The 21,806-nt window shown below is 54.6% G+C and carries 18 protein-coding genes and 1 pseudogene; 4 read left to right on the top strand and 15 right to left on the bottom strand.

Annotation, left to right across the window (positions count from 1 at the left end):
• Positions 1-44 precede the first annotated feature (44 nt).
• The 5 genes from brnQ to phoB all read right to left on the bottom strand — a co-directional run bounded on the left by brnQ (position 45) and on the right by phoB (position 6,240).
• The gene (gene brnQ / locus WH277_RS10990) at positions 45-1,367 is read right to left on the bottom strand and encodes a branched-chain amino acid transporter carrier protein BrnQ (RefSeq protein WP_133846282.1); all 1,323 of its coding nucleotides are present in this window, start codon (positions 1,365-1,367) and stop codon (positions 45-47) included.
• Positions 1,368-1,783: 416 nt separating this feature from the next.
• Complete coding sequence (locus WH277_RS10985) at positions 1,784-2,884, bottom strand: cobalamin-independent methionine synthase II family protein (protein ID WP_339505667.1); 1,101 nt, start codon at positions 2,882-2,884, stop codon at positions 1,784-1,786.
• Between the two features lie 386 nt (positions 2,885-3,270).
• Positions 3,271-4,194, bottom strand: coding sequence for a PstS family phosphate ABC transporter substrate-binding protein (locus WH277_RS10980; protein WP_133846280.1), 924 nt, complete (start codon positions 4,192-4,194; stop codon positions 3,271-3,273).
• 19 nt (positions 4,195-4,213) lie between these two features.
• Positions 4,214-5,527 (bottom strand): phosphate regulon sensor histidine kinase PhoR, encoded by a 1,314-nt coding sequence (phoR, locus tag WH277_RS10975; protein ID WP_133846279.1) that lies wholly within the window; start codon positions 5,525-5,527, stop codon positions 4,214-4,216.
• Positions 5,528-5,550: 23 nt separating this feature from the next.
• Positions 5,551-6,240: a phosphate response regulator transcription factor PhoB gene (gene phoB, locus WH277_RS10970; protein ID WP_133846278.1), complete on the bottom strand. Its 690-nt coding sequence runs from the start codon at positions 6,238-6,240 to the stop codon at positions 5,551-5,553.
• A gap of 212 nt (positions 6,241-6,452) precedes the next feature.
• Here phoB and sbcD point away from each other — a divergent pair, with 212 nt between their 5' ends.
• On the top strand, positions 6,453-7,676 hold the full coding sequence (sbcD, locus tag WH277_RS10965) for an exonuclease subunit SbcD (protein ID WP_133846277.1): 1,224 nt from the start codon (positions 6,453-6,455) through the stop codon (positions 7,674-7,676).
• Positions 7,673-11,032: pseudogene (locus WH277_RS10960) on the top strand (AAA family ATPase). The gene sbcD and the pseudogene WH277_RS10960 overlap by 4 nt, the downstream one beginning before the upstream one ends.
• 47 nt (positions 11,033-11,079) lie before the next feature.
• On the opposite strand, the gene WH277_RS10955 reads toward WH277_RS10960, so the two are convergent.
• From WH277_RS10955 to WH277_RS10935, 5 genes are all read right to left on the bottom strand, one after another.
• Positions 11,080-11,727: a DUF799 domain-containing protein gene (locus WH277_RS10955; protein WP_339505666.1), complete on the bottom strand. Its 648-nt coding sequence runs from the start codon at positions 11,725-11,727 to the stop codon at positions 11,080-11,082.
• Positions 11,727-12,071 carry a DUF4810 domain-containing protein gene (locus WH277_RS10950; RefSeq protein WP_445235334.1) on the bottom strand — a complete coding sequence of 115 codons (345 nt, stop codon included), beginning with the start codon at positions 12,069-12,071 and terminating at the stop codon, positions 11,727-11,729. Before WH277_RS10950 ends, WH277_RS10955 begins: the two co-directional genes overlap by 1 nt.
• A gap of 24 nt (positions 12,072-12,095) precedes the next feature.
• Positions 12,096-12,770 (bottom strand): CsgG/HfaB family protein, encoded by a 675-nt coding sequence (locus tag WH277_RS10945; RefSeq protein ID WP_339505662.1) that lies wholly within the window; start codon positions 12,768-12,770, stop codon positions 12,096-12,098.
• 301 nt (positions 12,771-13,071) lie between these two features.
• Positions 13,072-14,139, bottom strand: a complete 1,068-nt coding sequence (qhpR, locus tag WH277_RS10940; RefSeq protein WP_339505661.1) for an AraC-like transcriptional regulator QhpR — start codon at positions 14,137-14,139, stop codon at positions 13,072-13,074.
• Positions 14,140-14,303: 164 nt separating this feature from the next.
• Positions 14,304-15,308 carry a phosphotransferase enzyme family protein gene (locus WH277_RS10935; protein ID WP_159337647.1) on the bottom strand — a complete coding sequence of 335 codons (1,005 nt, stop codon included), beginning with the start codon at positions 15,306-15,308 and terminating at the stop codon, positions 14,304-14,306.
• Positions 15,309-15,592: 284 nt separating this feature from the next.
• Between WH277_RS10935 and eat the strand changes: the two genes are divergently transcribed.
• Entirely contained in the window at positions 15,593-16,957 is a 1,365-nt protein-coding gene (gene eat / locus WH277_RS10930) for an ethanolamine permease (protein WP_133846270.1), read from the top strand.
• A 63-nt stretch (positions 16,958-17,020) separates the two neighbouring features.
• On the opposite strand, the gene mak is transcribed toward eat, so the two are convergent.
• Positions 17,021-17,926 carry a fructokinase gene (gene mak / locus WH277_RS10925; protein WP_133846269.1) on the bottom strand — a complete coding sequence of 302 codons (906 nt, stop codon included), beginning with the start codon at positions 17,924-17,926 and terminating at the stop codon, positions 17,021-17,023.
• 145 nt (positions 17,927-18,071) lie between these two features.
• Between mak and rdgC the strand changes: the two genes are divergently transcribed.
• Positions 18,072-18,983 carry a recombination-associated protein RdgC gene (rdgC, locus tag WH277_RS10920; protein WP_133846268.1) on the top strand — a complete coding sequence of 304 codons (912 nt, stop codon included), beginning with the start codon at positions 18,072-18,074 and terminating at the stop codon, positions 18,981-18,983.
• Between the two features lie 67 nt (positions 18,984-19,050).
• Here rdgC and ppnP read toward each other — a convergent pair whose 3' ends face one another.
• The 4 genes from ppnP to WH277_RS10900 all read right to left on the bottom strand — a co-directional run bounded on the left by ppnP (position 19,051) and on the right by WH277_RS10900 (position 21,792).
• Positions 19,051-19,341, bottom strand: coding sequence for a pyrimidine/purine nucleoside phosphorylase (gene ppnP, locus WH277_RS10915; RefSeq protein WP_133846267.1), 291 nt, complete (start codon positions 19,339-19,341; stop codon positions 19,051-19,053).
• A 100-nt stretch (positions 19,342-19,441) separates the two neighbouring features.
• Positions 19,442-20,119, bottom strand: a complete 678-nt coding sequence (locus WH277_RS10910) for an AroM family protein (protein WP_167864055.1) — start codon at positions 20,117-20,119, stop codon at positions 19,442-19,444.
• A gap of 373 nt (positions 20,120-20,492) precedes the next feature.
• Positions 20,493-21,284 (bottom strand): IclR family transcriptional regulator, encoded by a 792-nt coding sequence (locus tag WH277_RS10905; protein ID WP_133846265.1) that lies wholly within the window; start codon positions 21,282-21,284, stop codon positions 20,493-20,495.
• 316 nt (positions 21,285-21,600) lie between these two features.
• Positions 21,601-21,792, bottom strand: coding sequence for a YaiA family protein (locus WH277_RS10900; protein ID WP_133846264.1), 192 nt, complete (start codon positions 21,790-21,792; stop codon positions 21,601-21,603).
• Between the last annotated feature and the right edge of the window lie 14 nt (positions 21,793-21,806).

Here is a 21,806-nt window from a genome sequence, read left to right as displayed (position 1 = left end):
TCGGCCCCTTACCGGCAAGGAGGTAAGGGGGAGTTTTTACAACGCTATTGCTGATGCGCAGTAACCGACTGGCGGCCTGTAACGCGATCGTACACGGCTACCAATACCAGCATCACCAGTGAAGGTGGCAACCATGCCAAACCTTGGTCTGCCAGTGGCAGATTCTGGGTTACTGCTGGCAGAAGTGCCTTTAAGTTCGTACTTTTGATTGCATCAACAATGCCGAAAACCAGGCTAACCAGCATCGTTGGCGCAATAATCCTTGAGCTTTTTTTCCACCATTTTAAAGTGAAGCTCAACAGTACCAGTACGATGCAAGGTGGGTAAATCGCAGTTAACACTGGAATTGAAATTTGAATCAAATGACTCAGACCCAGGTTAGACACCACCATCGAGAACAGACCAAGAATAAACACCAGCTGACGATAGCTAAGAGGCAAGTAGTGCTCAAAGAACTCCGCGCAGGCACAGGTCAGGCCGACAGCGGTCACCATGCAGGCAACAAAAATCAGCGCCGCCAGGAAGAAGCTGCCCATACCGCCAAAGGTATGCTGTACGTAGGCATGCAGAATGGCCGCACCGTTAGCGTTCTGGTCAACAATGGATGCACTGTCGGAACCCAGTTTAAACAGTGCCAGGTATACCAACGTCAGACCCACACCCGCAATCAAGCCGGCTATCACGGTGTAACGCGTGAGTAACTTCGCTTCTGTGATGCCGCGTGAGCGTGCTGCATTGACGATAACAATACCGAACACCAGCGCGCCGAGGGTATCCATGGTCAGATAACCGTTCACAAAGCCGCTCGAGAACGCCGCACGCTGATAATCAGCCGTTGCCGGTGCAAGACCGCCCGCAGGCCACAGCAGCGCGGCCAGGCCCAGAACGGCCAGTGCGAAAATTTTCAGTGGTGCCAGTACGTGCCCCACGGTATCCAGCAGTTTGCCAGGATAGAGGGAAATGCCAATCACCAGGGCGAAGTAGACGACGCTGTAGATCATCAGCGGCAACGCACCATCACCGGTCAGTGGGGCAATCCCCACTTCAAACGACACGGTCGCCGTACGCGGTGTGGCAAACAGCGGGCCAACGGCCAGATAGCAGACGGTGGCCAGCACGATGCCAGCCGCCTTGCCAATCGGTGAGCTGAGGGCATCAATGCCACCGCCCACGCGCGCCAGCGCAATCACCGTAATCACCGGCAGACCCACAGCCGTGATCAGAAAACCGATAGCGGCCATCCAGACATGTTCGCCAGACTGAATCCCCACCATAGGGGGGAAAATGATGTTTCCCGCACCGACGAACAGGGCAAATGTCATAAAGCCCAGCGCCAGGATATCTTTCGAAGTTAAACGATGTGTCATAAGAAATTGTGTTGCCCGTGATGGTGTGAAAAGTCGTAATGTCAGGCTCAAATTGAAAACCTGTCCCCCTGCTCGCTCTAAAAACGCCGCCGAATCAAACCAATACAGTGGAATGCACTTTGTAATACCGGGTTGACAGCGAATGTGAGCTGATTATTTTCTGTATGCAGGGGGATGACGAAAAAACGGGGGTAAGTAGAACGTTTATAGCGAAGAAAGGCAATACGGGATCGGAAAAGCAGGATGATATAGCGCAAAAGACTGCATAACCAGTGCATATATTTAGATCTGATGAAGAATGCCTTACATGATTTGTATCTTTTTCGTCCGACACAACGTTAATTTCTGCAATAAACCCTCGTCATATGCACAAAAGGCGCGGAAAACCGCGCCCTGTACACAAAATGATGCAGTCATTACCAGATGCGGCTGGCGACATCCACCACCAGGCGCAGCTTAGCCCACTGCTGCTCTTCCGTCAGGCTATTGCCCTCTTCCGTTGAAGCAAAGCCGCACTGAGGGCTCAGGCAAATTTGATCCAGGGGGACAAACTGTGATGCCTCGCGAATGCGTTTTTCCACCGTTTCAGCGGCTTCCAGCTCCCCTGTTTTCGTGGTGATCAGGCCCAGAACCACCTGCTGTTTGCCCGGTTTGATAAAGCGTAATGGCTCAAATCCACCAGAACGCTCGTTATCGTACTCCAGGAAAAAAGCATCAATGTTGACGCCGCCAAACAGGATTTCGGCCACCGGCTCATAGCCACCTTCGGAGATCCAGGTGGATCGGAAGTTGCCACGACAGACATGCAGGCCAATGACCAGGTCATCCGGCTTCCCTTCGATGGCTTTATTCAGTACACGGGCATAGGTGCGGGCCAGCTCTTCCGGGTTATCGCCACGTTCGCGGATCTGCTGTTTCTGATCGTCAGAACACAGATAGGCCCAGACAGTATCATCCAGTTGCAGATAACGGCAGCCAGCATCATAGAAGGCTTTAATGGCGTCACGATACGTCTGCGCCAGATCGTCAAAATAGACATCCAGATCAGGATAAACCTCAGCATCAATCACTTTACGCCCACCGCGGAAGTGCAACACACTGGGGCTTGGAATGGTCATCTTAGCCACGGCATCGCCACTGATGCTTTGCAGGAAACGGAAATCTTCCAGCATCGGATGATTGCTAAAGCCCAGCTTACCGGTCACTTTCACACCCCGTGCTTTTGTCTGCACACCGTTAAACTGAATACCCTGCTCGGCCTCATAACGCTCCACGCCATCCAGACCATCGAAGAAGTCGAAATGCCACCAGGCGCGGCGGAATTCGCCATCAGTCACCACCTGCAAACCGTTTTCACGCTGATGGGCTACCACCTTACGGATCGCTTCATCTTCCACCGCACGCAGTGCCGCAGCATCTATCTCACCAGCCTCAAACTGCTTACGAGCCTGTTTAATCTCAGCCGGACGCAGGTAGCTGCCAACCACTTCGGCACGGTATGGGGTAAATGTTGTCATGATGAAAACTCCTGGCCTGCACGCGGCGCATAATTTAGTGACGTAATAATTACATCAGGTTATTTTTAGACATCTGGATGTCTATATGTCTGTTGAGCTAAAGGTCTCATGAGAAACCTTCAGCGGCAACCGAAGAAATTTCACGGCAGATGAATAATTTTCATGATGACTGAGTGAGGGTCAGGCGTGCCTGACCCCTACAAGGTGGGAGCAATATATTGTAGGGGCGAGGCACAGTGACAGGGTCAGGCGTGCCTGACCCCTACGAGATGGGAGCAATATATTGTAGGGGCGAGGCACGGGTACAGGGGGCAGGCGTGCCTGACCCCTACGAGACGGGGACCCATGTATTGTAGGGGCGAGGCATGCCTCGCCCGAAGGCACGGTTACTCGGCCAGCATCGCACGGGCGCGCTGCATCTGCTGCTCAGACAGGGGCAGATACCCCGCCTGGCTGACCAGCGCCTGGCCCTGTGGAGAGAGCGCTAAACGCAAAAAGGCAGCCGTCAGAGGCTCCAGTGGTTTATCGGGCGCTTTATTGACATAGATATAAAGAGGACGTGCATAAGGATAGCGGCCGCTGCGAATATTCTCGGCGCTTGGCGCGATCCAGTCATTGCCATCACGCGCCACCGGCACGGTTTTGACGCCGCTGATATGAAACCCGGCACTGGCATAACCAATGCCATTCAACGTTCCCGCAACGGCCTGCACCACAGCGGCAGAGCCGGGATATTCTCCGACATCATTACGGAAGTCACCGTTACACAGCGCCTGCTGTTTGAAGAATCCCCAAGTCCCGGAGGCCGAGTTACGGCCAAAGCGCTGTAATCCCCGCGTCGCCCAACCGGGCTGAGTTAACTGTAAATCCCCCCAGGTTTTGGGCACGGATAACCCGCCACAGCGACGCGTCACCGAGAAAATGGCGTCCAGTTGCTGGGCATTCAGGCCGGTTAACGGGTTATCCTGATTGACCACCACCACCAGCGCATCCATCGCCACCGGTACAGCCAGCGGCTGATAACCGTAACTGTCTTCAAATAACTGGCGTTCTACCGCCTGCATCGGGCGGCTCATCGCACCTAGCTGAGCAGCCCCCGCGGCAAGCGCGGTCGGCGCAGTCGACGAACCGGCCGCCTGGATCTGCACATTCACACCGGGATACTGACGATTAAAACTCTCACCCCACAGCGCCATCAGGTTACCCAGCGTATCCGAGCCAACGCTGGTGAGATTCCCCGCCAACATGCCCTGCTTCGCCGGGACCTGCGAACTGACCAGCAGCAGCGCCAGCGCGATTAACAATTTCATTGCATGGGTTCCGTGAGACTTAATGCAACGCATTCTCGACCAGTTCGGCACTGACAATCAACCTTGGTGGCAATTGAAAGCTGAAACAGGTTTCAGCACCGGGTGTGCTGCTGATATCCAGGCGCGTATTGTGATGGCTGAGCGCATGCTTCACGATAGCCAGCCCTAATCCGCTACCGCCCGTCTGTCGGGAACGCGCTTTATCAACACGATAGAAACGCTCGGTCAGGCGAGGCAGGTGTTCCGGTGCAATCCCGGGTCCATTATCTTTAACCTTAAACTGTGCCCCCTGCGGGCTGCGCAGCCAGCTGATATCAATACGTGTGCCATCCGGCGTATGGTTAACCGCGTTATACACCAGATTGGAAATCGCACTGCGCAGCTGCTCGTCGTTGCCAAACACGCGCAAATGCGGGTCGGTATGGAAATAAATATCATGGCGGCCGTTACTGAGCGTTTCCGCTTCGCGCTGCAACACCCGCAGCATCATCGGCACATCCACGGTTTCCTGCAAATCGATCGCCGGAGCAGCTTCAATGCGTGACAAGGTCAGCAACTGTTTCACCAGGCTGTCCATGCGTTTAGTCTGCTCCTGCATGGTGTGCAGGGCCTTATCGCGCAGACTGCCCTCCAGCACGGAATCGTTCATCATCTCCAGATACCCCTGCAATACGGTGAGCGGCGTACGCAGTTCATGGCTGACATTAGCAAAGAAGTTACGCCGGGCCCCTTCCAGCTGATGCATCTGGGTGACATCACGCGCCACCAGCAACCATTGCCCTTCACTGTAAGGCATCACACGAAATTCAAGATGGCGATGGCTGTTCAGCACCAGCGTAAGCGGGCGAGAAAAATCACGCTGACGCAGATAGCGGGTAAACTCGGGATAACGCAGCAGATTGAGGATATTCTGCCCGTTATCTTCCGGCCAGCGCAGCCCCAGCATCTGCTGTGCGAGGCCGTTGCACCAAAAAATCGTCCCCTCTTCGGTGGTCAGTACCACCGCATCAGGCAGAGATTCTGCACCGCTACGAAAACGTTTGATCAGATGACCGAGTTCACGGCGGCGGCGGCGGTTACGCGCCTGCATTTGATACAGGCCGTAAAACAGCGGTTCCCAGCTGCCACGGCCGCTGGGAGGTGTCATGCTGCGGTCAACCCACAGCCAGTGAGAGAGTCGAAGTAAGTTGTTGAAATGAAAGCCCAGCACACAGAGTACTGAGATTAACAGCAGCCAGGGGAGCCAACCCACCAGCAGCCCGAGCAGTAACGCGGGCAAACCGGCAAGCAGCAGCTCAAACAATAATCTCTTCCAGGAGAGGCGTTCCAACACGGTTCAGACTCCAGCGCGAACAATCAATAGCGTGCAGAGAAACGATAACCTGTTCCGCGAACCGTCTGCACCATACGATCGTGCCCGGTCAGTTCCAGCGCCTTACGTAAGCGACGAATGTGCACATCAACGGTACGATCTTCGACGTAAACGTTAGTTCCCCAGACATGGTTTAGCAACTGCTCACGGCTGTAAACACGCTCAGGATGCGTCATAAAGAAGTGCAGCAATTTATATTCGGTCGGCCCCATTTCCAGCGGTTGCGTGTCAGACATCACGCGATGCGATGACGGATCGAGACTCAGCCCCTGCATTTCAATCACCTCTTCCACCGCCATCGGTGAAATACGGCGCATCACCGCTTTAATACGGGCCACCAGCTCTTTGGGTGAGAAGGGTTTCGTAATGTAATCGTCGGCACCCACTTCCAGGCCACGGACGCGATCTTCTTCTTCGCCACGCGCGGTCAGCATCATAACCGGAATATCCCGGGTCATGGCTTCACGCTTCAGATGCTTAATAAACTGAATGCCGGAACCACCCGGGAGCATCCAGTCCAGCAGGATTAAATCCGGCCACGGCTCAATGAGCATACTTACTGCGCTGTCATAGTCCTCGGCTTCGATCGGTTGATAGTCATTTTGTTCCAGAACGAAACACAACATCTCACGGATTGGGGCTTCATCTTCAACCACCAGAATGCGCTTGGCCATTATTGCTCCTGCTACAGTGACAGGTTGTCACGGGGATATGCGGCGCCATTATGCGTCAGTTTTATGACACTTTTATGAAAAAAGCACCCCCTAAAAGCATTGATGGAATTAAATAAAATCCCCTCCTCATCAATATGTTTATCTGCTCTGAATAATTCGGGATGCAGGACAGGTATAATACTCCCCACGCTTTCTGCCATGAAAGGACCCCCATGCGCATCATTCATACTGCCGACTGGCATCTTGGCCAGTTTTTCTACACCAAAAGCCGGGCAGCCGAGCACCAGGCATTTCTTGACTGGCTGCTGGTGAACGCAGAAGCACAGCAGGCGGATGCGATTATTGTGGCAGGCGACATCTTTGATACCGGCTCTCCGCCGAGCTACGCGCGTGAGCTGTATAACCGCTTCGTGGTCAATCTGCAGCAGACCGGCTGTCAACTGGTGGTACTGGGCGGCAATCACGATTCAGTCGCCATGCTGAATGAATCCCGCGAGCTGCTGGCCTGCCTGAACACTCGGGTGATCGCCGCCGCCTGCGACGATGTTCGTCAACAGGTTCTGGTTCTGAATCGCCGCGATGGCCAGCCCGGTGCACTGCTGTGCGCCATTCCTTTTTTGCGCCCGCGCGATATTCTGCGCAGCCAGAGCGGGCAGTCAGGGCGCGAAAAGCAGCAAAGCCTGCTGGAAGCCATAACTGAACACTATCAGCAGTGCTGGCAGGAAGCGCTGAAACAGCGTGATGCACTGGGCCTGCCGCTACCCATTATTGCCACCGGCCATTTGACAACAATGGGTGTGACCAAAAGCGATGCGGTGCGTGATATCTATATCGGCACGCTGGATGCCTTCCCCGCCGATTGTTTTCCCCCTGCGGACTATATCGCCCTGGGGCATATCCATCGCGCTCAGCGCATTGCCGATAGCGATCATATTCGCTACAGCGGCTCGCCGATCCCGCTCAGTTTTGATGAGCTGGGTAAAGCCAAAAGCGTGTTTCAGGTCGACTTCAGCGACGGCAAACTCAGCGCGGTCGAAGCCTTACCGATCCCGTTATTCCAGCCAATGCAGATGATCAAAGGCTCTCTGGAACAGATTGAGCAGCAGTTGGCGGCTCTCACGGCCGATCCACAGGGTGGTACCATCTGGCTGGACATTGAAATCGTCACCGATGCTTACCTCAGTGAGTTACAGCGCCGTATCCAGGAGCTGACCGAATCCCTGCCCGTAGAAGTGGTGCTGCTGCGTCGCAGCCGCGAACAGCGCGAACAGGTGATCGCCCGACAGAACAATGAAACGCTGAATGAATTGAGTGTTGAAGAGGTGTTTTCCCGCCGTCTGGCGCTGGAGGCCGAGGAACCTGAACGGCTGGAACGCGCCAGAGTGCTGTTTGCTCAAACGCTGGAAGCCGTTCGCCATGAGGAGCAGCCATCATGAAAATTCTGACGCTGCGCTTTAAAAACCTCAACTCGCTGAAGGGTGAGTGGAAAATCGACTTCACCGCAGAACCTTTTGCCAGCAACGGCCTGTTCGCCATTACCGGCCCGACGGGCGCAGGTAAAACCACCCTGCTGGATGCCATCTGCCTCGCGTTGTATCACGAAACACCGCGCCTGAAAGGCATCACTCAGTCGCAAAATGACCTGATGACCCGTGATACCGCCGAGTGCCTGGCAGAAGTGGAATTTGAGGTGAAAGGTGTTGCCTGGCGCGCTTTCTGGAGCCAGAGCCGCGCTCGCGGCGCCGCCGATGGCAACCTGCAGGCACCGCGGGTTGAGCTGGCACGCTGTAGCGATAATCACATCGTGGCCGACAAGGTCAAAGATAAGCTGGAGAGGGTAGCCAGTCTGACCGGGCTGGACTTCGAACGCTTCACCAAATCGATGATGCTGTCACAAGGGCAGTTTGCCGCGTTCCTCAATGCCGATGCCAATAAACGTGCCGAGCTACTGGAAGAGCTGACCGGCACCGAAATATACGGTCGACTGTCGGCGGCGGTGTTTGATCGCCATAAACAGGCGAAAGTGACGCTGGATACCCTGCGCGCCCAGTCCAGCGGTATGAGTTTGCTCACCGAAGAGCAGTGCGCCCTCCTTAACAGCCAGCTGGCACAAAGTGTGGAGCAGGAGCAGGTGCTTACTTCACAACAGCAGATCCAACTGAAAAAAAGTCAGGAACTGCAACAGATTGAACGCTTGCAACGGGAGCAGCAACAGCTGACCGTCAGCGCGCAGCAGCTGGATCAACAGCAGGAGCAGGCACAGCAGGCGCTGGTTCTGGCCACGCAGCAGCAAGAGCAGATCGTGCAGGCGCAGGCGCAACACCAGACGCTGCGTTTGCAACAGGAAACCCTGATCGCCGAACAGGTCCTGCCGCTTGATTTGCAACTGGCCACATTGCGCGAACAGCAACAGCAGCTGGAGCGTGAGCGAAGTTAACACCAACTTGCACTCACCACGCGCCAGCAGGAAAGCGCTAAAAACCAGCAGACTCAACAGGAAAAACAGACGCAACAGCAGCAGTTAAGCACCTGGCGTGAGGCACATCCGTCGTATACGCACTATGGCGAGCATCTGCCGCTGTGGCGTGAACGCTTTAGCCAGCAGCAGGATAGTGAGCAGTCACTGACCGCACAACGCTTGCGACTCCAGGCCCAGCAACGGCAGGTGCAGGATTGTGAGCAGTCCAGCCAGCAGCTCCAGCAGCAGCAGGCCCCGTTACAGCAGCAGCTGGCCGCCGCAAAGACCAGCCTCGATCAAGTGCAACAACAGCTGGCCTCGCTACAACAGCTGCACCCCGAAGAGACGCTGCGCGCCGCACTGGAGCAATTTGCCCGCCAGCGCCCGCAGCGGTTATTGCTGGCCACCCTGCTCCCGCAGTGGCAGCAGTTGAACATACGCCTCACGCGCTTAAAGCAGGAGCGCCAGACGCTAACGCAACAGATCCAGCAAAACAGTGAGCAGTTACTTACCCTGCGGGCCAGCTGGAAAGAGAAATATCAACATCAGCAGGACCTGGAAAAGCGCTGTGAGCTGGAGCGGCGTATTGCCGATCTGGAACAGCACCGGGCACAGCTGGAAGCGGGCCAGCCCTGCCCGCTGTGCGGTTCAGAAAACCATCCGGCCGTACAGCAGTATCAGGCGTTACAGCTGTCGGAAAATCAGCAGCGGCTGGACGCATTAAAGCGTGATGTTGAACAGCTTAAAGATCAGGGCAGTACCTGCGCCGCGCAGCTTAAACAGGCGCAACAGCAGGATGAGCGCCAGTTGCAGGAAGAGGCGGAACTGAACCGTCAGATGCAGCAACTGGAGCAGCAATGGCAGTCCGCCACCGCCGCCCTGGCGCTGTCACTCAGCCCGCAGCAGGATCAACAGACCAGCGACTGGCTGGCACAGCAGGATGAGCAGGAAACGGCAAAGCAGCAGCAGTTACAGCAGCTGGAGCAAGCGTTGCGCCACTGCCAGCAGCAAAAAGAGGCGCTGTATCAGCATCAGCAGGCCTGGCAGGCCCTGCAACAGCAGATCCAGCTTCAGCAGCAGCAGTTTACTGCCGCCACGCAGACGCAGAGCGAACAGCAGCAACAGCTCACCCTGGATGAACAGCGCGCAGAACAGTTGCGCATCAAGCTGGCAGAAGGGGTTGCACCGCTGGGGCTGACACTGCCGCAGGATGGTGATTACCAGCGCTGGTTGCAGCTGCGCGAAACGGAGTGGCAACAGTGGCGCAGCAACAGCGAGGCGCTGGCTGCGCTGGTCCCTGAACTGGCGACACTCTCCAGCCGCCAACAGGCGCTGGAAGAAGAGTTACAACAACAACAGGCACGCCTGGCTCAGCTCGACCAGCGTCTGCAACAACAGCAGGAAACGCTGAAGCACTGCCAGCAGCAGCGCCAGGCATTGTTTGGCGATCGCGACGTTACGACTGCACAGCAGCAGCTGCGAACAGAGACGGAACAGCATGCGCAGGCCGTTCGCCAGGCGCAGACTGCGTGGCAACAGCAGCAGGACAGGATAAATACCCTGACCGGACAGCATAAATCACTAAATGAGCAGTTGATTAATCTACAATCGCAATTAGACGAAATGGTGAACCAATCAGGCCATTTTGATGACCTGCCTGCACAACGGATACTACTGGAAAGCCAGCTGAGTGAGTTAAATCAGCAACTGCGCGAGCTGGCCAGCCAGCAGGGTCAGCTACGTCAGCAGCTGCGAGATGACAGCGAACGGCGCACACAACAGCAGACATTGCTGGCTGAGATCGCCGCTAACGAACAGCAGCTGGAAGACTGGAGCTACCTCAATCAGCTTATCGGTTCCAAAGAAGGGGATAAATTCCGCCGCTTTGCCCAGGGGCTGACGTTAGATCATCTGGTGTGGCTGGCCAACAATCAGCTTAACCGTCTGCACGGTCGTTATCTGTTGCAGCGCAAATCGCAGGAAGCGTTAGAGCTTCAGGTTGTTGATACCTGGCAGGCTGACGCACAGCGTGATACCCGCACGCTGTCCGGCGGCGAAAGCTTCCTTGTCAGTCTGGCGCTGGCGCTGGCCCTTTCCGATCTGGTCAGCCATAAAACCCGTATTGAGTCACTGTTCCTGGATGAAGGCTTTGGCACGCTGGATGCGGAGACACTCGACAGTGCGCTGGATGCGCTGGATGCGCTCAATGCCAGTGGCAAAACGATTGGGGTAATCAGCCACGTTGAGGCAATGAAGGAACGTATTCCGGTGCAGATAAAGGTGAAAAAGATTAACGGACTGGGTTACAGCAGACTGGAAACACCGGGGCAATAGCAGCAAACAGGGGCGATCCTCTGCGATCGCCCCTGTTTGCATCAGCGTTATAACGCCGTTTTCACTTTGGCGCGCGGCCCTGGCAGGATACTGCCGTTGCGACCATCGGCAGAGAGCATCGTGCTCCCGGCAATAATCGCTATATCATGACTTTTGTCGGTCATATTGTTGGAGATTTGCTTCACCGCTGCGGTTATCAACATGCCCACCAGGCCGTTGTTACTGTTGTCCTGAGCATCGGACGCAAAGCCTTTACCCGCCCAGATCTGTTTACCGGTACGCAGGTCAACCAGACGTGCTACTGCGCTGACCTGAGTCGCACTGTCCACGACCCTATATTGGGTGCCGTAGCTGAGCACTTCAACATACAGTGCCGCATCAGCATGGAAAATCTCGTGTAGTTTAGCGGTGCTGACACCCTGAGCATCATCGGCACTGGCCAGGCCGTTCTGCTCAAAGGTTTTATCTACCACCGCCACCGGGAACACATAATAACCGGACTCGGCCAGCGGCGCGGTTATCACCGACACCAGACTGTGGGCAGCCTGAATATCCGGGCTGCTGTTCTTCGCAGGCAACACCACAATCGAGGTAGGTTTGCTGGCACGAAAAGCCGTATAGTCATAAGGCGTCTGTTTAGCGCAACCACTCAGTACCAGCGCCACAGCTGCGGCAATAAAGATCCGTAATTTCATTATTTCTTGTCCTTATTGCGCATCAGAAAATCCATATAAGCGGCTGATTCCGGGAACTGTGATTTTTCGGCATTGAACTGCTGAAAAGCCAGGTCTGGACGGCTGGTTTCCACATATAGCAATCCTATCTGGGCATGCAGGCCAGGAGGTACGGGTTTATTTTTTGCTTTCGCCTGCTCAACCACCGCGTTCAGCGATTCAATCTGTTGTTCAGGTGATTTGTCACGTTTGTAATAGCTATAAAGTGAGGGCTGGTAATCCCCCCAGTAATAGACCGTTTCTTTTTTTTGGGCACAGGCCGTCATTAGCAGCGCGGCGGCAGCCACGCAGACAACGTTAATCATCTTCACTGTTAATTCCTTATTATTTTATTTAACCGGACGCCATGCGCCAGATTCGATTCCATTTACCAGATGATTCACTGCTTCGCGTACCGCTAAATCCATCACCTTACCATTCAGCGTGGAGTCATAGCTGGCGGTGCCACCAAAGCCAATCACTTCGCGATTAGACAGAGTGTATTCACCTGCGCCCTGAACGGAATACACCACTTCTGAGGTGGTGACATCCACCACATTCAGGTTCACTTTGGCATAGGCGACCTGAGACTTACCGCGGCCAAGAATGCCCCACAGCTGCTGGTCGCCCACTTCTTTACGACCAAACTCGGTAATATCGCCTGTGATAACATAGTTGGCACCTGTAATGGACTGCTGGCTGCCTTTGTACTGCGCTTCGGCTTTCAGCTCATCAAGGTTAGCGCGGTCCAGCACATTAAAACGGCCAGTCTGCTGCAAATGGGTAATCAGGATGGTTTTCGACTGGTTACCTAACCGATCGACACCGTCAGAAAATATGCCATTCATATACGCGGAGCGGTTATCAAACTTACCGACAGCAATCGGGCTTTTTACGCCCTGATAGTGTGGCTGAGTCGCAGCTGCAACCTGAGGGGCTTCAATAGAACGTGAGGATTCCGTCGCGCAGCCGGTGATCACCGACGCGCTTAATAAGGTTAAAACAAAAAGGCATTTGGATTTCATTTCATATCCCTGAATGAATTCATAACTCAAATAAAAACCCTGATCCGGAATGAATATCCAGAATATAATCAGCACGGGTTATTATAAAATAAAGGCAGGACGCCTTTGGCACGGAAGACTACCACAGAGAAATTATAAAAATAAACTGAAATGTTTAATTATTTTAATTTATCACGGTAACAAATCACATGGGGGATGTGAATCATAGTCATTTAACTAAAATAAGCCACGTCATCTTGATGCAAATATAAGGATTATCCTAGCCTTCAGTGATACCTTACTCGTGACCTCATACGATGGCTTATCCTGTCAGCTCATCCTGTCGCCACTGACGTGGGCTGATGCCAAACCAGCGACGAAAGGCACGGGAGAATGCACTGACCTCAGAGTATCCCAACAACAGGGCCATTTCGGAAATCGGCAGCTGACGCTGCTGCAAATAGTGTTTCGCCATTTCGCAGCGTACGTTATCCACCAGCGTGGTAAAACTCAGCCCTTCCTCGCGCAGGCGTCGCTGTAATGACCAGCTCGACAACCCCATTTTTTCCGCCACATCATCCAATACAGGTTCCCCTTGCAGGATCACCAGATGAACCTGCGCCCGCGCCTGATCGACGATATTCTGCTGCGGCGTACTGCTGTTCAGACGCTGGATAGCATCCTGCATTACGCTTAGTAATAAGGGATCGCTGTCCGGCATCGCACGGAGCAAATCGCGTTTCGGGATCAGTAAGGAGTTGAAAGGTTGATCGAAATAGACGGGGGCATCGAACACTTTACAGTGCTCATGCCATTGTGAAGGACGTGGGTGTTCGAAATGCACCTCACGCGGCGCCCAGTTTTTTCCTGCTACATGGCGAATCAGGTTAAGGAACATGCCGAGCGTGAGTTCCGCATCCTGGCGACGGCAGAGGATAGCACCGTGACGCACCTGATAATCCAGCCGCCAGCAGTCCCCCTTATCCACCAGCCGCGTCAGCGTATCGTGCTGGTGCCACGGAAACGCATTCGCCACATTATGCAGTGCCTGTTCCAGCGTGGCGCTGCACAGACCGATGTAGCCAATCAGACCTAATGACTGCGGTTTAAACTGCCTGCCGTAATGTAAACCGAAGTTATCACAACCTGAATACCGTGCCGCTTCTTCCATCACCCGGCAATAGTTGATTAAGCCCAGACTGAGCGTGGGCTGTGCCAGCAGCTCCGGGTCGATACCGCTGACGCCAAAAATACGATCAACGTCACCGCCGCTGTGGCAGATAAACTCGCTCAGTCCACTGGCAGCAGCAGCCAGGACCCCACGATTGCAGGCGCTGGCACTGTGCAGAATATGGCTGGTTTCTGAACGGGCCAATGGGTTGGGTAACATGATTAATGCCTCCTGCTGCGGTGTGGGCTCTTTACTCCTCTTTACACAGCAAATTGCGTACCAACCACAACATCGGACAAAATCAGCGTGTTAGCCTACGGCTCAGTGCGAATAAGCACTGTGGAGGCGCAGCGTTGCCCGTCCACGGTGCAGTAACATGAGGGTTATACGCCAACAGGCAGATCGCGCGTCTCCAGGTAGCGGTGGCACAAACGCACAGAATGATCCGCCCACTGTGGCCCAAGACTTTGCGCCATCTCCGTTTCCGCATGCGATCCCGCCCAGGCCAGCAGCTGGATCCGGCGCTGGATCAGTAGCGCGGGTATCCTTTCCATCTCAGCATCGGTGATATGTGCAACCTGCTCGTAGCCCCGGATCCAGTGTTCAACCCATTCTGCGGCACGCGGATGGTGCTCGACAAAACTGATCGCCGCCGCCAGATCGTGCAGATACCAGCCGAAACCGCAGTCATCAAAATCGATCACCCGGGTTTCGCCTTTATACAGCAGCAGATTCGTCAGTCGCAGATCGGCGTGGATCAGCCCATAGTTGCGGGGCTCCTTGCCGAACTCTGCCAACGTCGCTCCCACTCGCGCGATCGTCTCCTCCACAATGCCGTGATCCTGGACGCGCAAATTCGGCGCATCGCGCCAGTCGCCCCAATGGCTTTGCGGGCTGACCATGGTGTGATGATCCCAGATGATACGCTGAAAACCCGCCGGGCGCTGCCATCTGCGGCTGTGCTGATGCAGGCGAGCGGTAATATTCCCCAGTTGCTGAAAGGCACGCGGATCAACATCGGTCCCCGGCATCTCCCCCTCGATCCAGTGGAACAGCACGGCATGACGTACCGAACCCTCCTCCAGCATCAGCGTTTGTACGCGTTGTCCTTCACGATCGACGACCGCCTGCGGCACATCAATGCCGGTTTCACGTAGGGCATCCAGCCACTGCAACTCACTTTCAATATCGGCACGCTGGTGATAATCCGCCCGGTGCAGGCGCAAGGCATAACGTTTGCCACCCGCTTCGAGTAAAAAGGTCGCGTTTTCTGAACGGCACAGCAGGCTAAGTTTGCCCTGTAACGCTGCCGGATAGCGCAACAGTGTCATTTCGGCGAGGCGCAGCAGTGCGGTATTGTTCAGGGTGTCATATTGTTTTGCGGTCATAGTCTGGCTCCGGAGTCAGTTTCAGGCAGTGCTTCTTTGCCTGACAGCATCCTATCGCTTGCCCTCTTCCGGCTTGACAGCAGACGACCCTGTTTTGACCGCAGCGTACACCTGGCACTTTTTTTGCGAGTGAGTTGACCCGCGAGCACAAAAATCATCATGCCCGCGTCAAGTTTCCCCCAACGGGCAACGGCATTATCGAATAACGCTCTCCAACCGCCTCTACGCCACAAGCATCTGCGGTGTAGGGGATGAAGGGGAAACACACTCACGGGGATAACGACATGACAACGAAATTAAAGCCCACGCTGGGCACCATACATTTGTGGGGCATTGCAGTCGGTTTGGTCATTTCAGGGGAATATTTTGGCTGGAGCTACGGCTGGGGCGTGGCGGGAACACTCGGCTTTTTGCTGACAACGCTAATGATCGCCACCATGTATACCTGTTTTATCTTCAGCTTTACCGAGCTGACCACCGCGATTCCACATGCGGGTGGCCCGTTTGCCTACAGCCGTCGTGCATTTGGTGAGACCGGCGGCCTGATTGCCGGTATGGCCACGCTGATTGAATTCGTCTTTGCTCCTCCGGCGATTGCGATGGCCATCGGTGCCTATCTCAACGTTCAGTACCCGGAACTCAACCCGAAGTACGCAGCGGTGGGTGCCTATATTGTCTTTATGACGTTGAATATTCTGGGGGTGAAACTGGCGGCGATGTTTGAGTTAGTGGTCACCGTACTGGCGGTGTTCGAACTGCTGGTGTTTATGGGCGTGGTCGCACCGGGCTTCAGTATTGCCAACTTTGCCGCTAACGGCTGGGCAGGCGGTGAACACTTCGGCATGCCGGCACTGTCAGGTATCTTTGCCGCGATCCCATTTGCCATCTGGTTCTTCCTCGCCATTGAAGGCGCAGCGATGGCAGCAGAAGAAGCGAAAGATCCGAAACGTACGATCCCGCGTGCCTATATTGCCGGGATCCTGACGCTGGTGGTGCTGGCCCTCGGGGTGATGCTGATGGCCGGGGGGGCTGGAGACTGGCGCGTACTGTCTAACATTAACGATCCGCTACCGCAGGCAATGAAAATGATCGTGGGTGAGCACTCTAACTGGATGCACATGCTGGTGTGGATCGGTCTGTTCGGTCTGATTGCCAGTTTCCACGGTATTATCCTCGGCTACTCACGCCAGTTCTTCGCTCTGTCTCGCGCTGGCTATCTGCCTGCGGGCCTGGCGAAGCTGTCACGTTTTCAAACCCCTCACCGTGCCATTATTGCGGGTGGCGTGATCGGCATCGCCGCTATCTTTAGCGACAGCTGGATCAACCTACAGGGCATGTCACTGACCGCAGCGATGATCACCATGGCGGTATTTGGTGCCATCGTGATGTACATCATGAGTATGCTGAGCCTGTTCCGTCTGCGCCGCACTGCCCCGGAGCTGGATCGCACCTTCCGCGCACCAGGTTACCCGATCGTTCCCGCGATTGCGCTGGTACTGGCTGTGGTGTGTCTGATTGCGATGCTGTGGTTTAACGCCCTTATCGGTGTGCTGTTTGTGGCGCTGATGCTGGCAGGTTACCTGTGGTTCCTGATGACCAAAAGCCAGCGTGACAACGCACCACATGATGCGATGCTGCATGGCGAATAAGGTCAGATTGCATTAACTCGCCGTTGGGGCCGATCATTTTCCGATCGGCCCTTGTTTTACGCATTACAACGGCCACAACCAGGCCGCACCGCGCACGCCGCTGGAATCACCGTGAACAGCCTGCCGGATGGGCGTTTCAAACTCTCCGCCAAACACCCAGTTTTTCACCAGCAGCGGCACCGTCTGATACAACCGCTCGACGTTACTCATTCCCCCACCCAGCACAATCATGTCCGGATCAAGAATATTCACCACGTGGGCCAGCGACTTCGCCAGGCGCAGTTCATAGCGGCTCATCGCCAATTCGGCCACCGGGTCCTGTTGTGCCACCCGCTGCATAATCTCCGCGCCTTTTAATGACACGCCGCTCAGGCGCTGGTAATCCGTGGCAAACCCGGTTCCGGAGATAAAGGTTTCAATGCAGCCTGCCTTACCGCAGTAGCAGGGAACCTCTTCCCGGTAGCGCAGCTCATCTTCATCCATCCACGGCAGCGGGTTATGACCCCACTCCCCCGCATTGCCGTTGCCACCACTGTGTGCCTGGCCATTCAGCGCGACTCCCGCACCGCACCCGGTGCCAATAATCACAGCGAACACCGTTTGTTTGCCTGCGGCCGCACCGTCCACGGCTTCAGACACCGCCAGGCAGTTGGCATCATTGGCGATACGCACCTCACGGCCCAGTCGCTGCTGTAAATCTTTATCCAGCGGCTGACCGTTGAGCCAGGTGGAGTTAGCATTTTTTACTCGCCGGGTATAAGGCGATAGCGTACCGGGGATCCCCAGCCCCACTGTGCCCTGCTGGCCCGTCACTTCTTCTGCGCGGCGTACTAACCCGATAATGTTTTCCAGGGTTTTTTCATAGTCGTCACGCGGCGTGGGGACGCGATAGCGGAACAGTTCCTCCCCCTGGTCGGATAAGGCAATCACTTCTGTTTTCGTGCCACCTAAATCGATACCGATACGCACTTGTTATTCCTCATGATTTGACGGTGAGATTATTACCTTAGAAGGAGCGGTGCGGAAAGGCAATGAAACCCCGCCGCCGATTCGCTATCATGCGCGCTGACTTTGAACTCGCGCGCCTTTTGCGCGTCCGGAGAGGGAATGCAGCATGCTGTGGTTTAAAAATTTGATGGTTTATCGTCTTAATCGCGACATTCCGCTGGTAGCAGACGAGATGGAAAAACAGCTCGATGCCTTCTCTTTCACCCCCTGCGGTAGCCAGGATATGGCCAAGACCGGTTGGGTTTCTCCCATTGGTCCACGTAGCGACGACCTGACGCACGTCACCAACGGTCAGATTCTGATTTGTGCGCGTAAAGAAGAGAAAATGCTGCCATCGCCGGTGATCAAGCAAGCACTGGAAGCGAAAATAAGTAAACTGGAAGCTGAGCAATCGCGCAAGCTGAAAAAAACAGAAAAAGACTCTCTGAAAGATGAAGTGCTGCACAGCCTGTTGCCACGCGCCTTCAGCCGTTACAGCCAGACCTATGTGTGGATCGACACCGTTAACAACCTGATTATGGTCGACTGCGCCAGCGCGAAAAAAGCGGAAGATACGCTCGCCCTGCTGCGTAAAAGCCTCGGCTCACTGCCCGTGGTGCCGCTGACGCTGGAAAGCCCGATTGAACTGACGATGACAGAATGGGTGCGTTCCGGTGAACTGCCGGCAGGATTTGCGCTGATGGATGAAGCTGAACTGAAAGCGATTCTGGAAGATGGCGGCGTGATCCGCTGCAAGAAACAGGATCTGGTGTGCGACGAGATCGCCAACCATATCGAAGCCGGAAAACTGGTGACGAAACTGGCTCTCGACTGGCAGGAACGTATTCAGATGATCTTGTCTGATGATGGTTCGATCAAGCGCCTCAAATTCTCAGACATCCTGCGCGAACAGAACGACGATATTGATCGGGAAGATGTGACAGGACGTTTTGATGCTGACTTTATTCTGATGACGGGCGAGCTGGCTGCGTTAATCAGCAATACTGTGGAAGCGTTAGGCGGCGAAGCAGAGCGTTAATGCTGTTGCGGGCGACGCAGGCGGCGCCCCTACACGTAGGGGTCGGGCATGCCCGACCCTGCTTAAATCAATCTTTCAGATAACGGCACAGATACGCAGAAGGCTCAGCCACCTGCAAATGAAACTCACTGTGGCCCGGCACGTTAAAGATCTGGCCTGGCTGATAGAGTTTCCACTCAACTTCCCCTGGCAGTAACACTTTCAGGGAACCACTTACCACGGTCATCTCTTCTGCCTGAGCCGTACCAAAAGTGTACTCGCCTTCAGCCATCACACCCACACTGGCACGACCTGTGCTGGCGCTCTCATAACCAATCGACTTCACTTTACCGTCGAAATACTCACTAACATTGAGCATATAATTTCCTTAAAATCAGAGACAAAGGTAAGTTTGCAGTGTAGAGCCATAATTAACAGGCTGTCACGCACTATTGCGTACCACGCACTGCAATCGTGACTTATACCAACAGTTCTGCCGCCAAACGGGCAATCAGCATGTTAGACAACAGAACCGGAATACCGAGAAGTGCCTGTAAAAAATCGCGATGACGCGGGTGATAGCCCATGCAGTCCAGCACCACCACATCGGCACCTTGCTCCTGTAATGATAATGCGGCCTCAATAAGCGGCTCATCATTGGCATGATACGGGCTGGCAACGGCAAAACAGGGGGGATGCTTCAGGTTTTTCCATTTATTCTTCTGAGCATGAATTTGCCCGGCAACCGATACCACGATCCCGACCTGATGCCCGCCAACAATGGCCTTCACCAGCGGAGGGACCAGACGGTCAGGCTCCAGCAGCACAGCGGTACTGGCGTAAAGGGGGCCGCAGTCACCCGAACACAATAGTAGGATAGTGTCGTACCCGCACTCTTCTAACATCAGAATGCGCTGCTGCAATTCCGTTGTGATTTTCTCAGCCGACACGCAGACCTGGCTACCGTCATTCAGCCGGATAACCTGCATTTTGCCCCCTGTGTCGGGCGCATATTGCCGCTCAATTTGCGCATGCGTCAGGTCATCAAGCAGCCCGACATGAACGATTTGCTCTTCAGGAAGATGCTCCAGCAGCAGCGGCAGAATGTCGGTGCGTGGAGACTGCCCACAAGAGAGAGTAACCAGAGATGGCTTCATAGTGCATAGTTCCACTGACAACAGGCTATCATCCTGCTTAATCTTTGGCGGCTGCTTAACCTCTCCCCCTGGGGCGAGGGCGCAATGGCCTTTGGTATTCTCTACTGAATAATAGCAGTAACCCCCCGACACCCTTTGATTATCCTTGAACCTGATCTCATCAATGTGCGACCCCACACAGAAACAGGGGTTAGATCACATTGAGCAACGTCAGTTTCAGGCAAAAAAGAGAGATCCCCTGAGGTATCAGGGGACCCCTTCTGGGGATGATCATCCTGCCTCTGACGGGCTGTTTCAGATAATCATGTCACTACGTGGTACTGCAGGTGCCCTGGTGGAGGCGTACTTCATATCCGAAAAGGAGATGAGGTAATTACTGCAGGGCAGAGGTCATATTGCCTCCCTGCCCTGCGCGGTCACCGTATTTCCCCGCCAGCTCACGCGTCACAATCTGTAATGCGTCCAGCGCGGAGGAAGAATAAGGTGACGCATGATGCTCAGACGGAAACGACAGGCAAAGTGCGACCGTTTCCCCCCGATGTTTATTGGTAATCGTGGTGGATACCGCACTGATCCCCTGTAAGGTTTCATTGCGGGCCAGCGCCCATCCTTGTTGACGAATACTGGCCAGTTCAGTGAGCAATTCATCCAGCGTCTGCGGTGAATTCGGCGAGTTCACCTGCCAGCTTCCGGCATAAAGTTTTCGGACATAATCATCGCTATAACGGGAGAGGATCGCCCGACCAACCGACGTTTCTGCCGCCGGCAGACGGCTCCCTGGCGGAGTAACAACCTGAATGAACATTCGGCCCTGGAACATGCGCATCACCATAATCTCACGCCCTTCCAGCACGGAGATATAGCCCGTACAGCTGGATTCCGCAGCCAGCCTCGCCATCATTGATGACGCACCATCCACCAGCGGCGTGGAGAGATAGTTACTGGCCAGCGTCAGCAGCATATGCCCGACATGAAAGCAGCGGGTATCGGGATCGCGCTCCAGCAGACCTTCGCTTTCCATGGTAGATAGCAGCCGCGAAACGGTGCTTTTCGGCAGCCCCAACGCCTGGGCAATATCGGTAAACGTCAGGCCTGGCTGGCCCTGGCTCACTCCACTTCGATTAAAAAGTTTCAGTACCGCCGTCGCATTCTCTAAGGTGGTCATACCTTTTGTTCCACTATTAGGAACTCCTGTTCCTGTTTTACCGTTTTGATAAACCTACGGCCAGGGTGAATCAGGGTCAAGCATTAATTTGGGTGCAGGAGGAAGGTCACCGATGTGATCATTTTGTCAGGACTGAAGGTGATACTTCAATATGCCAGAGAGGGCGAAATAGTGAATATTTATGGCGATAAATCCCGTAGCAGCAGGCATTTATGCTGTGACGGCGCGAGGTTAAAAGTAAGATTATTCGTAAGAAATTGCGACAATAGTGCGGAGTAAAACGGATGTCGGCATCCTTGCCTGTACACACCATTTTTTATTCTTTCGACTGGTCTTCATAGCGTTTTTTAGCATCCAGCGCTTCCTGCTCGGTTTTGTGCTCGCTGATCAAAGAATCAGGTTTCGGATGGTCGGCACGGAGTTCATACCAGATCACCGATTTGCCGGGCGCGCCTTTCTCGACCGGTATGATGTTCGCTTCTCGTGGATATGGTGGTCTGCCTGGCATAGTGCCCCCTTTTG

This window comes from Erwinia sp. MYb416 (genome assembly GCF_037479575.1).
Classification (GTDB): Bacteria; Pseudomonadota; Gammaproteobacteria; order Enterobacterales; family Enterobacteriaceae; genus Erwinia; species Erwinia rhapontici.
Note: the sequence above shows the minus strand (reverse complement) of the source record. Positions and strands in the feature narration are given on the sequence as shown.

Bases quoted from the DNA above. Each gene is read 5' to 3' on its own strand.
- eat (WP_133846270.1), top strand. From the start codon at position 15,593: ATGACAACGAAATTAAAGCCCACGCTGGGCACCATACATTTGTGGGGC.
- WH277_RS10910 (WP_167864055.1), bottom strand. From the start codon at position 20,119: ATGAAGCCATCTCTGGTTACTCTCTCTTGTGGGCAGTCTCCACGCACC.
- WH277_RS10945 (WP_339505662.1), bottom strand. From the start codon at position 12,770: ATGAAATCCAAATGCCTTTTTGTTTTAACCTTATTAAGCGCGTCGGTG.
- phoB (WP_133846278.1), bottom strand. From the start codon at position 6,240: ATGGCCAAGCGCATTCTGGTGGTTGAAGATGAAGCCCCAATCCGTGAG.
- sbcD (WP_133846277.1), top strand. From the start codon at position 6,453: ATGCGCATCATTCATACTGCCGACTGGCATCTTGGCCAGTTTTTCTAC.
- brnQ (WP_133846282.1), bottom strand. From the start codon at position 1,367: ATGACACATCGTTTAACTTCGAAAGATATCCTGGCGCTGGGCTTTATG.
- WH277_RS10955 (WP_339505666.1), bottom strand. From the start codon at position 11,727: ATGAAATTACGGATCTTTATTGCCGCAGCTGTGGCGCTGGTACTGAGT.
- rdgC (WP_133846268.1), top strand. From the start codon at position 18,072: ATGCTGTGGTTTAAAAATTTGATGGTTTATCGTCTTAATCGCGACATT.
- WH277_RS10985 (WP_339505667.1), bottom strand. From the start codon at position 2,884: ATGACAACATTTACCCCATACCGTGCCGAAGTGGTTGGCAGCTACCTG.
- WH277_RS10950 (WP_445235334.1), bottom strand. From the start codon at position 12,071: ATGATTAACGTTGTCTGCGTGGCTGCCGCCGCGCTGCTAATGACGGCC.
- WH277_RS10980 (WP_133846280.1), bottom strand. From the start codon at position 4,194: ATGAAATTGTTAATCGCGCTGGCGCTGCTGCTGGTCAGTTCGCAGGTC.
- qhpR (WP_339505661.1), bottom strand. From the start codon at position 14,139: ATGTTACCCAACCCATTGGCCCGTTCAGAAACCAGCCATATTCTGCAC.
- WH277_RS10900 (WP_133846264.1), bottom strand. From the start codon at position 21,792: ATGCCAGGCAGACCACCATATCCACGAGAAGCGAACATCATACCGGTC.
- WH277_RS10935 (WP_159337647.1), bottom strand. From the start codon at position 15,308: ATGACCGCAAAACAATATGACACCCTGAACAATACCGCACTGCTGCGC.
- ppnP (WP_133846267.1), bottom strand. From the start codon at position 19,341: ATGCTCAATGTTAGTGAGTATTTCGACGGTAAAGTGAAGTCGATTGGT.
- WH277_RS10905 (WP_133846265.1), bottom strand. From the start codon at position 21,284: ATGACCACCTTAGAGAATGCGACGGCGGTACTGAAACTTTTTAATCGA.